General features: G+C 34.8%; 12 protein-coding genes and 1 other annotated feature. Of the genes, 8 read left to right on the forward strand and 4 right to left on the reverse strand.

Going from position 1 to position 11,227, the window contains the following annotated elements; translation table 11 throughout:
* On the reverse strand, positions 1–706 hold a 706-nt coding region (locus tag HMPREF9171_RS109120; RefSeq protein ID WP_000018230.1), incomplete at its 3' end, for an ABC transporter ATP-binding protein.
* Between the two features lie 155 nt (positions 707–861).
* Positions 862–2,316: a UDP-N-acetylmuramoyl-L-alanyl-D-glutamate--L-lysine ligase gene (locus tag HMPREF9171_RS109115; RefSeq protein WP_000628280.1), complete on the reverse strand. Its 1,455-nt coding sequence runs from the start codon at positions 2,314–2,316 to the stop codon at positions 862–864.
* A gap of 123 nt (positions 2,317–2,439) precedes the next feature.
* Here HMPREF9171_RS109115 and HMPREF9171_RS109110 point away from each other — a divergent pair, with 123 nt between their 5' ends.
* The 3 genes from HMPREF9171_RS109110 to HMPREF9171_RS109100 all read left to right on the forward strand — a co-directional run bounded on the left by HMPREF9171_RS109110 (position 2,440) and on the right by HMPREF9171_RS109100 (position 5,949).
* Positions 2,440–4,074, forward strand: coding sequence for a putative polysaccharide biosynthesis protein (locus HMPREF9171_RS109110; protein WP_000080004.1), 1,635 nt, complete (start codon positions 2,440–2,442; stop codon positions 4,072–4,074).
* 134 nt (positions 4,075–4,208) lie between these two features.
* Positions 4,209–5,429 (forward strand): peptidase T, encoded by a 1,221-nt coding sequence (gene pepT, locus HMPREF9171_RS109105; RefSeq protein ID WP_000119594.1) that lies wholly within the window; start codon positions 4,209–4,211, stop codon positions 5,427–5,429.
* Between the two features lie 28 nt (positions 5,430–5,457).
* Complete coding sequence (locus HMPREF9171_RS109100; protein WP_000593176.1) at positions 5,458–5,949, forward strand: EbsA family protein; 492 nt, start codon at positions 5,458–5,460, stop codon at positions 5,947–5,949.
* Here the strand turns inward: HMPREF9171_RS109100 and HMPREF9171_RS109095 are convergent.
* On the reverse strand, positions 5,936–6,133 hold the full coding sequence (locus HMPREF9171_RS109095) for a ferredoxin (RefSeq protein ID WP_000861359.1): 198 nt from the start codon (positions 6,131–6,133) through the stop codon (positions 5,936–5,938). The genes HMPREF9171_RS109100 and HMPREF9171_RS109095 overlap by 14 nt on opposite strands.
* A 45-nt stretch (positions 6,134–6,178) precedes the next feature.
* On the opposite strand from HMPREF9171_RS109095, the gene HMPREF9171_RS109090 reads away from it, so the two are divergent.
* The 5 genes from HMPREF9171_RS109090 to rplT all read left to right on the forward strand — a co-directional run bounded on the left by HMPREF9171_RS109090 (position 6,179) and on the right by rplT (position 8,745).
* Complete coding sequence (locus HMPREF9171_RS109090) at positions 6,179–6,703, forward strand: SAG1386/EF1546 family surface-associated protein (RefSeq protein WP_001085534.1); 525 nt, start codon at positions 6,179–6,181, stop codon at positions 6,701–6,703.
* 10 nt (positions 6,704–6,713) lie between these two features.
* Entirely contained in the window at positions 6,714–7,397 is a 684-nt protein-coding gene (cmk, locus tag HMPREF9171_RS109085) for a (d)CMP kinase (RefSeq protein WP_001084721.1), read from the forward strand.
* A gap of 20 nt (positions 7,398–7,417) precedes the next feature.
* Positions 7,418–7,543: a sequence feature (ribosomal protein L20 leader region), on the forward strand.
* A 14-nt stretch (positions 7,544–7,557) separates the two neighbouring features.
* On the forward strand, positions 7,558–8,088 hold the full coding sequence (gene infC, locus HMPREF9171_RS109080) for a translation initiation factor IF-3 (protein WP_000691023.1): 531 nt from the start codon (positions 7,558–7,560) through the stop codon (positions 8,086–8,088).
* A gap of 39 nt (positions 8,089–8,127) precedes the next feature.
* The gene (gene rpmI / locus HMPREF9171_RS109075; protein WP_001125940.1) at positions 8,128–8,328 is read left to right on the forward strand and encodes a 50S ribosomal protein L35; all 201 of its coding nucleotides are present in this window, start codon (positions 8,128–8,130) and stop codon (positions 8,326–8,328) included.
* A 57-nt stretch (positions 8,329–8,385) separates the two neighbouring features.
* Positions 8,386–8,745 carry a 50S ribosomal protein L20 gene (rplT, locus tag HMPREF9171_RS109070; protein WP_000124839.1) on the forward strand — a complete coding sequence of 120 codons (360 nt, stop codon included), beginning with the start codon at positions 8,386–8,388 and terminating at the stop codon, positions 8,743–8,745.
* Between the two features lie 241 nt (positions 8,746–8,986).
* Here the strand turns inward: rplT and HMPREF9171_RS109065 are convergent, their stop codons facing one another.
* A complete protein-coding gene (locus HMPREF9171_RS109065) occupies positions 8,987–11,131 on the reverse strand; it encodes an LTA synthase family protein (RefSeq protein WP_000721256.1) in 2,145 nt (714 codons plus the stop codon).
* Positions 11,132–11,227 lie beyond the last annotated feature (96 nt).

Raw genomic sequence — 11,227 nt, forward strand, 5'->3', positions numbered from 1 at the left:
TATCTTTGATAATATCTTTAGTCATGATCTGACTAGGACTACCTTCATAGATAATTTTACCGGTTTTCATTGCAACTAGATAATCAGAATAGCGCGCAGACAGGTTTAGGTCGTGTAGGACCATAATAATTGTTTTTTGCGTTTCGTCATTAAGTTTTTTGAGCAATTCTAAGACTTCTAATTGATGATTCATGTCAAGATAAGTTGTAGGTTCGTCTAAAAAGATAGTATCTGTATCTTGTGCTAAAGCCATAGCAATCCATACTTTTTGCCTCTGACCTCCTGAAAGGTCATCAACATCTCTATTAGCAAATTGCGCTACGTTAGTCATTTCCATCGCCCAATGGATTTTACTACGATCGTCATTTGTCAAATTGCCAAGGTATTTTTGGTGTGGGAACCGTCCATAAGATATTAGTTCATAAACTGTTATCCCTTCAGTTGCTTCTAACACCTGTGGGAGAAGTGCAATCTTCTTAGCAATTTCCTTTGTGGGTAAATGTGCAATATCATGACCATCAATAGTGATAGTACCATCTTTTATTTTATGGATGCGTGTGAGAGCCTTCAAAAGAGTAGACTTTCCACATCCATTGGCACCAATAATCGTTGTTATTTTTTGGTTAAGTATACTGAGGGAAAGATTATTGATAATTTCTTTCTGATCGTAAGATACAATAATGTTTTCTGCTTTTATGTGAGACATAGAGAACCTTTCTAGCAAAAAATTAAGTTCATTATAACATAGAAAAAAGGCTTACAAAAGCCTTTTTTAGCATTAATTAAGAAAAATGTGAACAAAATGATAATTATTTAGAATGATTCAATATAGTATCAATAATCATTATTGTTTAGCTTTTTTTATCGTTTAAGGTATTTTTTCGCAACTTCTAAATCTCCAGAGTAATTGTCACGATTTCCTTTGATAATTTGATAAGCATCTGCCCCTTTACCAGCGATAATAATTGCATCTAGTTTGCAATTAGTAAGAGTACTGGCATTAGCAATTGCTTCTTCTCGATCAATGATGATAGTAACCGGACGATTAATATGGCTTGCTATTTCTTGTGAGATAACTAAGGGATCTTCAAAATTAGGATCATCTGCAGTGAGTATCACTTGTAGATTAGGATGTTGATTAATGACATCTCCGAAGTCTTTACGACGGCTTTGACCTTTATTACCAGGAGCTCCGAGCACTAATATAATATCCCCTTTTTGGTGTTCCTCAACAACAGCTAATAATTTCTTCAAACTGTCTCCGTTGTGGGCATAGTCAACGAAAATCTTTGCGCCGTTGGTTTGTGTTAGGACTTCCATGCGGCCAGGGACGGTAGTTTGTGCAATTCCGTTTTTTATATCTTCAATTGAAACACCAAGTCGGAGACAAGCAAGTCCAGCTGCGATAGCATTTTCTTGATTGAATTTTCCAATCAGCTTGATATCGTAGGTGTTCTCCAACTTTCCTTTGACATGGAAAGAAAAGGCCTGTGATTCTGTGATAACATTTTCAGAATAATCTCCATAGAAATCATGAGGAATATATTCTACCTGTTCTTTGACAATATTAAAATGATCCATCTGACTATTTACAACAACAGCATTGCTATTCTCCATCAAGAGCCGTTTGTGGAAAAAATAATCTTCGAATGTAGGGTGCTCGATAGGACCAATATGATCGGGACTAATATTTAAGAAAACGCCAACGTCAAAGGTTAAACCATAAACACGTTTGGTTAGGTATGCTTGGCTTGATACTTCCATAACTAAGTGTGTCATTTGATTCTCAACGGCTGTAGCCATCATCCGAAATAAATCAAGACTCTCGGGGGTTGTGAGATGTGATTTAAAGAAAGATTTACCATCTAATGTTGTGTTCATAGTTGAGAGCATAGCAGGACGATGGTTTACTTTTAACATATGATAAGCAAAGTAAGCCGCAGTTGTTTTTCCTTTTGTTCCAGTAAAAGCTAGAAGTTTAAGTTTGTTTTGTGGGTTATTATAGAAAGACATAGATATCAAACTCATGGCTTTTTTGATATCATTGACTAGTATCACTGGAATATCGGCGCCGTAATCTATCTCAGAAACGTAAAAAGAAAGGCCTGTTGTGATTGCAGAATCTAGATATTCTTTTTTAAAAGTAGCACCCTTAGCGAAAAATAAAGTATCAGATGAAATTTGACGACTATCATATGATAAGGCATTAAAAGTTACATTTTGTGTCCAGTTATAATAATAATGCTCATGAAACAAAATCTCTCTGAAATTATGGTCATTTTTTAAAATTTCTAAAATTTTATCTATTGTAATCATACTCCTTATTTTAGACTTTATGTACTCGTTTTACAAGTCTAAGGTAAAAGTTTATAATAAAGTGATATTTCTGAGATTTTTGTCTTTTAAATGCTAAATAATATTGAAAATAGAAAGTTTACCATGTCACAAAAAACAACAAAAGTTAGTCAGCAAGAACAAATGGTCAAAGGGACGGCTTGGTTAACAGCAGGGAATTTCATTAGTCGCTTGCTGGGAGCCATCTATATTATCCCTTGGTATGCTTGGATGGGAAAGCATGCTGCCGAAGCAAATGCTTTATTTGGGATGGGATATGAAATCTATGCTTTATTTCTTTTGATATCAACTGTTGGAATTCCAGTAGCAGTTGCAAAACAGGTATCTAAGTATAACACTTTAGGTAAAGAAGAGATGAGCATTTATCTGGTTCGGAAAATCTTGCAGTTTATGCTGATTTTAGGTGGAGTTTTTGCATTAATTATGTATATTGGTTCACCTCTATTTGCTTCACTTAGTAAAGGAGGGCAAGAACTCGTTCCAATATTGCGTAGTCTAACTCTAGCTGTTTTAGTTTTTCCTTCAATGAGTGTTTTACGTGGTTTTTTTCAAGGTTTTAATAATTTAAAACCGTATGCCATTAGTCAAGTCGCTGAGCAGATTATACGTGTCATATGGATGTTATTAACTGCTTTCTATATTATGCGTCTAGGATCAGGAGATTATATTGCCGCTGTGACACAGTCAACATTCGCCGCCTTTGTCGGTATGTTTGCTAGTATAGCTGTGCTGCTTTATTTCTTATGGCGTTATAATATGTTATCTGCCTTGTTTGGTAAAACTCCAGAGCACATTAAATTAGATACTAAAGAAATACTAATTGAGACTGTTAAGGAAGCAATCCCTTTTATTATTACTGGTGCAGCAATTCAAATTTTCAAATTGATTGATCAGTTTTCATTTGGGAATACGATGGCGCTCTTTACGAATTATTCAAGTGAAGAATTACGGGTTATGTTTGCTTACTTTTCAAGCAACCCTGGTAAAGTTACGATGATTCTAATTGCTGTTGCTACCGCAATTGCTGGAGTTGGTATTCCATTGTTAACAGAGAATTTTGTTAAGAATGATAAAAAAGCCGCCGCTCGTTTGGTTGTTAATAATCTACAAATGTTACTAATGTTTTTACTGCCAGCTGTTGCAGGATCCGTTATTTTAGCAAAACCTTTGTATACAGTCTTTTATGGGTTACCGCAGGGACAAGCTTTAGGGCTTTTTGTCATATCTCTTATTCAAACAATTATTTTATCTATTTATACTGTTTTAGCACCAATGCTACAAGCATTGTTTGAAAATCGTAAAGCTATTATTTACTTCCTATATGGTCTGGTGGCAAAAGTTATTTTACAAGTTCCCTCCATTTTCCTTTTCCATGCCTATGGACCACTTTTCTCAACGACAGTAGCTCTTTGTATCCCAGTAATTCTTATGTATTTGAAAATACATGAAATTACAGGATTTAAACGCCAAGCTATTCGTCGTACAAGTGCTTTAGTCCTTATTCTAACGCTATTGATGAGCTTTATTATTTCTATGATAATATGGTTAATGAATCTGGTTATTGTACCCGATAGTAGACTGGTAAGTCTAGTTTACATTATCGTTATCGGTGCAATAGGTTTAGGGGTATATGGCTTTATGGCACTGGCCACCCATCTACTTGATAAAATGATTGGTAGTCGTGCTCAAGACTTACGCCGAAAGTTGCACCTTAACTAATGAAAAACTAGGTTAGATAGAATTGTTTAACCTAGTTTTTTGACGACCAAAATTATTTGTGAAATTTTAAGGTAGTCACAATATAGTGAGCTTATTTTTATGTTATAATTAAATGGAGAAATATGAGGTGAAAGATGTCTTACGAAAAGCTTTTAGAACGATTTTTAACATACGTCAAAATAAATACAAGAAGTAATCCTAATAGTACACAAACGCCAACAACTCAAAGTCAAGTTGACTTTGCTTTAACAGTTTTAAAACCAGAAATGGAAGCAATTGGTTTAAAAGATGTTCATTATTTACCTTCTAATGGGTATTTGGTTGGAACCTTACCTGCTACAAGCGACCGCTTACGCCATAAAATAGGTTTTATATCCCATATGGATACAGCTGATTTCAATGCTGAAAATATTACTCCACAAATTGTTGACTATAAAGGTGGAGATATTGAACTTAGAGACTCAGGTTACATTTTAAGTCCAAAAGATTTTCCAAATTTAAATAATTACCATGGGCAAACATTGATTACAACAGATGGTAAAACCTTACTGGGAGCAGACGATAAGTCTGGTATAGCAGAAATCATGACAGCTATGGAATATTTGGCTTCGCATCCAGAAATTGAGCATTGTGAAATTAGAGTTGGCTTTGGACCAGACGAAGAAATTGGTATAGGTGCAGATAAATTTGATGTTAAAGATTTTGATGTTGATTTTGCCTATACAGTGGATGGTGGACCACTAGGAGAATTACAGTATGAAACCTTTAGTGCAGCTGGTTTGGAGCTTACATTTGAAGGACGAAACGTTCACCCTGGAACTGCAAAAAATCAAATGATTAATGCTTTACAGCTTGCTATGGATTTTCATAGTCAATTACCAGAAAATGAACGTCCTGAACAAACAGATGGCTATCAAGGATTTTATCACTTATATGATTTAAGTGGAACAGTTGATCAAGCTAAAAGTTCATATATCATTCGAGATTTTGAGGAAGTTGATTTCTTAAAGCGTAAGCACTTGGCTCAAGATATCGCTGATAATATGAATGAAGCATTACAATCTGAACGTGTAAAGGTTAAACTATACGATCAATATTACAACATGAAGAAAGTTATTGAAAAAGACATGACACCTATCAACATTGCTAAAGAAGTAATGGAAGAGTTAGACATCAAGCCAATCATAGAACCGATTCGTGGTGGTACAGATGGCTCTAAAATTTCCTTTATGGGAATCCCTACTCCTAATCTTTTTGCAGGTGGTGAAAACATGCATGGACGCTTTGAATTCGTTAGTCTACAAACAATGGAAAAAGCAGTTGATGTTATTTTAGGCATCGTTGCTAAGGATTAGTAAAGAAATATCAGATTGGAGTGGTTAAATGATAAAATTATTTGGGAAGATACGTTATCACTGGCAACCTGAACTTTCTTGGGCTATTATTTATTGGTCAATAGCCATTGCACCAATTTTTATTGGTTTATCTCTGCTATATGAAAGAACTGAGATTCCGAGTCAGGTATTTGTTCTATTTGCCATCTTTATTGTTTTAGTGGGCATTGGATTTCATCGCTATTTTGTTATTGAAGAAGACGGATATCTTAGGATTGTATCTTTTAACTTTTTAAGACGATCTAAGTTTCCAATTGAAGATATTGCTAAAATTGAGGTCACTAAATCAAGTGTTACTATCAAATTTAATAATAACCATGAGCGTATTTTTTACATGCGAAAATGGCCTAAAAAATATTTTTTAGATGCACTAGCTATTGAACCTACATTTAAGGGAGAAGTGGAGCTTCTCGATAATTTGATTAAAATGGATTATTTTGAATGTTATCGCTACGATAAAAAAGCTCTTACAAAATCGTAAGAGCTTTGGTGGGACATGATTTAACTGCTAAAACAGTATCTTGATTAGAACTTGGAATTTCTTTTTCTAGGTTATCTGTATCGGAAAATTTAACGATACCATCATCTTGATAATCAAAAATATTTGAATATGTTTGGCAAAGCCCGCAGGCAATACATTTTTCTGGAATTAGTGCAACTTTCATAGTATTATTGTAATACTTATTGATACGATTAACAAGGGGGAAGTCATGGCGAAAAAACCATGGGAAAAAAAAGTTGTGGAAAACAATAGTCATAGAAAAGACAAAATTACAAGAACGAGTAGAGGTGTGGTGTCAAGTACTCCTTGGATTACCGCTTTCTTGAGTGCATTCTTTGTTATTGTCGTTGCTATTTTATTTATAGTATTTTATACTTCAAATAGAGGAGAAGACAGAGCAAAAGAAACTTCTGGTTTTTATGGTGCTTCAAGCCAAAAAGTTAATAGTTCTAAAACGAAAAAAGCATCTACAAGTAAGAAAACAACGTCATCATCAAAAACTAAAACTAGTGATAAATCAACAACATCTTCTAGTACTGTAGCAAGTTCGAGTGAGACATCGACATCATCTTCAGTAAACGGTGGAACAATCGTAGTTCAACCAGGTGAGGGAGCAGCCTCCATAGCTGCTCGTGCAGGTATTTCAGTTGCTCGTTTACAAGAACTTAATCCCGGTCATATGACCTCAGGGTATTGGTATGCTAATCCAGGCGATCCTGTGGTTGTAAATTAAGGGGAGGATTATGAACTCAATTAATATTGCTATTGATGGACCAGCATCAAGTGGAAAAAGTACTGTCGCTAAGATTATTGCTAAAAATTTGAATTACACTTACCTTGATACAGGTGCTATGTATCGTTGTGCTACTTATCTGGCTTTACAGCATGGATATGAAGCACAAGATGTTTCGAAAATTTTAGGACTCCTAGCTGAAAGACCGATTTCTTTTGGTAAAGCAGAAGATGGTAGCCAGACAGTCTTTCTTGGCACAGAAGAAGTTACTTTAGCTATCCGTCAAAACGATGTTACTAACAATGTCTCGTGGGTTTCTGCTATCCCAGAGATTCGAGAAGAGTTAGTAAACCAGCAGCGTCGTATAGCCAAAGATGGTGCTATTATAATGGATGGTCGTGACATAGGAACAGTTGTTTTGCCAGATGCAGAATTAAAGATTTTTTTAGTGGCTTCTGTTGATGAAAGAGCTGAGCGTCGCTTTAAAGAAAATCAAGAAAAAGGCATTGAGAGTGATTTTGAAACACTGAAATCAGAAATTGCTGCTCGTGATTATAAAGATAGCCATCGAGAAGTTTCACCATTAAAGGCAGCAAAAGATGCTATTGAATTTGATACTACAGGAGTATCAATTGAAGGTGTTGTAACTTTTATTCAAGAAAAAGCAGAAAAAATAATTGACATGAAGAATTAGTCATGATATACTAGTTGCAATGAGAAAAGCAGAAGTGAGAACTTCTCGCCTTGCGACTTAGGTTGTCTGGCCCAACATGTCAAGATTCCATCTAGGAAGATTATATGTGCGGGCTTGATTTATCAAGTCCGCTTTCGTTTTTCTCTAAAAAAATAAAGAGGTGAAGATCATAGCTAAAAAAGATCTATTCATTAACGATGAAATTCGCGTTCGTGAAGTTCGTCTGGTTGGTCTCGAGGGTGAACAATTAGGTATTAAACCATTGTCTGAAGCTCAAGCAATTGCAGATGATGCTAATGTTGATTTGGTTTTAATTCAGCCACAAGCTACACCACCTGTTGCGAAAATTATGGACTATGGTAAGTTCAAATTTGAGTATCAAAAGAAACAAAAAGAACAACGTAAAAAACAAAGCGTTGTTACTGTTAAGGAAGTTCGTCTTAGCCCAGTTATTGATAAAGGGGATTTTGAAACAAAACTTCGTAACGGTCGTAAGTTCCTTGAAAAAGGTAACAAAGTTAAAGTTTCTATCCGATTCAAAGGACGTATGATTACTCATAAAGAAATTGGAGCAAAGGTATTGGCGGAATTTGCTGAAGCGACACAAGATATCGCTATTATTGAGCAAAGAGCTAAGATGGATGGTCGCCAAATGTTTATGCAGCTTGCACCAATTCCAGACAAGAAATAATTGTCGACTTTATAGTATTATTTAAGAGGAGAATTTAAAATGCCAAAACAAAAAACACACCGCGCATCAGCTAAACGCTTTAAACGCACAGGTTCAGGTGGATTGAAACGCTTCCGCGCGTTTACTTCACACCGTTTCCACGGTAAAACTAAAAAACAACGTCGTCATCTTCGTAAAGCTACTATGGTTTCATCAGGAGATTTCAAACGTATTAAAGCAATGCTTACTCGCCTTAAATAATAAGGTCTCTGTAAACATTTACTACATATTATAAAGGATTATTTGGAGGAAATATAAATGGCTCGTGTTAAAGGTGGAGTTGTTTCACGTAAACGTCGTAAACGCGTACTTAAATTAGCTAAAGGTTACTATGGTGCAAAACATATCTTGTTCCGTACTGCAAAAGAACAAGTAATGAATTCTTACTACTATGCATACCGTGACCGTCGTCAGAAAAAACGTGACTTCCGTAAATTATGGATCACTCGTATCAATGCGGCTGCTCGTATGAATGGTTTATCATATTCACAATTGATGCACGGTTTGAAATTAGCTGAAATCGAAGTTAACCGTAAAATGCTTGCTGATTTAGCAGTTAACGATGCAGCAGCTTTCACAGCTCTTGCAGATGCAGCTAAAGCTAAACTTGGTAAATAAGAATTAAAAAAGTTGGGTTTGCCTAACTTTTTTTAATTACTAGAAAGAAAGTACCTATATTATAATTTTAGTGAAAAGTTTCGTTCTATATATGTAGAATGAAACTTTTTTGTTTTATTTCGATATCTTTATTATTGTTATAATTTTCCTTTTTGATTTTTATTGTTTTATAGTATTATTCCGTATAAAAAGCACCTCAATCGTTGGATTGAGGTGTGGATTAAACTTTAAATGGCAAGGATTATTTTTTAGATGTTTTATGTGTCTTATTAGGATCTTGCAATTCCAAGTAACTTGGAGCATGGAAGAGATCAACTGTTGATTTGTTGTTATGTTTGCTGTATATGCTTGTTGAACGATCTTTCAATTTACGTTCTTTAGCTTTGAGTGCTTTAAGAGAATGTGTGTAATTGAATTTTTCAACTTCTACAGTTTTCAAACCATTGTTTTCATCAAATCGTAGTAAATCTCCAGTTTGAATCGAATCACTTGTAGATAATTGTTTATTAGTAGCATCTCGAATAGCTTTTATTTCAGCTTTAGTTGTTTCATCAGGATTTGTGATTTCTTGTCCTGAATCAGTGTAATAGAGATGTCCACTATAGTTAGTGTATTTAGGAGTAATATACTGACCAGTTGTTCTCATAGTGACCATTTGTTTATTATCTTTAGATAATAAGTCTTGTCCTAACTGAGTATATTTAGACGTATCTATTCCTAGAATATGAAGTAAAGTTGGTAAATTATCTACCTCACCACCGTATGTATTACTGATAAAACCTTTTGAATAGCCAGGAATGTGAATCATATATGGAACACGTTGTAACATAGCGTTGTCGTATTCAGACCATGTTTCAGGGTCTTTACCTAATAATTCAGCTAAGCTAGGATTGCGTGTATTAGAAATACCGTAGTGATCCCCATACATTACAATAATAGAATTATCATACACACCAGCAGCTTTTAGATATTCAAAAAATGATTTAAGAGCTGTATCAAGGTAGTTTGCTGTGGCAAAATAACCGTTAATCGTTTCATCGTTAGTCTTTGCAAGTGGGAATCCCTCTTCGTCAGACTCTCCCTTCAAACTTGTGTAAGGGTAATGGTTACTTACTGTAATAAATTTAGTATAAAACGGTTGTTGCATGTGCTCTAGATATTTGATAGAGTCAGCAAACATATATTTATCATTCAAACCGTATTGGAATGAATTATCTTTGGTTTGTTTTGAGAAGTAGCTAGAGTCAAAGAAGTAGTCATAACCCCACTGTTTGTAAGCATTATTTCTATTCCAAAATGTTCCGACGTTTCCGTGGAAGACCGCACTACTGTAACCTCCATTTTGAGCTAAGATATGTGGAGCAGCAAATTGTGTATTTTCACCACCATAATTAACCATGAATGAACCACTACTTAGACCAAAAAGTGAGTTTTCCATGAGTGTCTCAGCATCGGATGTCTTACCAGCTTTGACTTGATGGAAGAAGTTAGAGAAGGAGACAGTCTCTTTCGAATGATAAAGGCTGTTAATAAATGGAGTAACCACATGTTCTTTACCATCAATATTTAATTTATAGTCAATCAAGAATTGTTGAAAACTCTCCAAATGAATCATGATAACGTTTCGCCCTTTTCCGATACCATAATATTCTGGATTGGGTTTGGCATAATGCTCTGCTACATATTTTTTGGCAGTCGCTAATTCTTGTGCAGTGGCACCATTTCTTTCTTTCTGTGCTTGATAAGTTTGATTACCACTATAAATCGAAAATGATGGCAAGCCAAGAGCTTTAACAATATAGGTGTTTGAAAAACCACGACTTAGTAGTTCTGGACGATCAATTTCAGCTAAGAATAAGTTAATTGAAAAGAGTAAACCAGACAAAGCTGTGATAGAAAAACTAGCACGTTTATTAAATGGACGATCATCTAAGTGGATTTTCTTGGTTGCAAATAAGAAAATAAGGATAATGAAATCGAAAACGTAGACAAGATCCCAAATTCTCAATAGATTAAGAGCAGAGTCTCCAAGGCCAGCCGAAGTTTTACTACTAGCCAAGACGGCGCTAACTGTAATGAAATCGGAAAACTCTCTATAGTAGATTGCGTTTGCAATTAGAAGGATATTTACGATAGCATAGGTGATAAAAGCGGTAATATAAAAAGCTTTGGTTCGCTTAACATATAAGGCCAAACCTATGATTAAGAGTCCTAAGGGGATGGGGTTTATAATGGTCAAAAACAACTGATAGGAATTTTCTAAACCTAAATTAAAATCAGTATGGTAAGCCCAAATTGTCTTTAACCAATATATAACTACTAACAATAAAATAAAGCCGAGTCGTGTATTGATCGCACGGCTAGCAAAATCTTTAATTTTTTTCACAGTAGGAACTTCCTTTAATTTTTTTCCTAAAGATAAAATCTCAGATTAAATTATAACATAAAATTTTGTAACATACGGTAAAGAAAGGTCGAATTG

It is taken from the genome of Streptococcus agalactiae ATCC 13813 (assembly GCF_000186445.1).
Lineage (GTDB): Bacteria > Bacillota > Bacilli > Lactobacillales > Streptococcaceae > Streptococcus > Streptococcus agalactiae.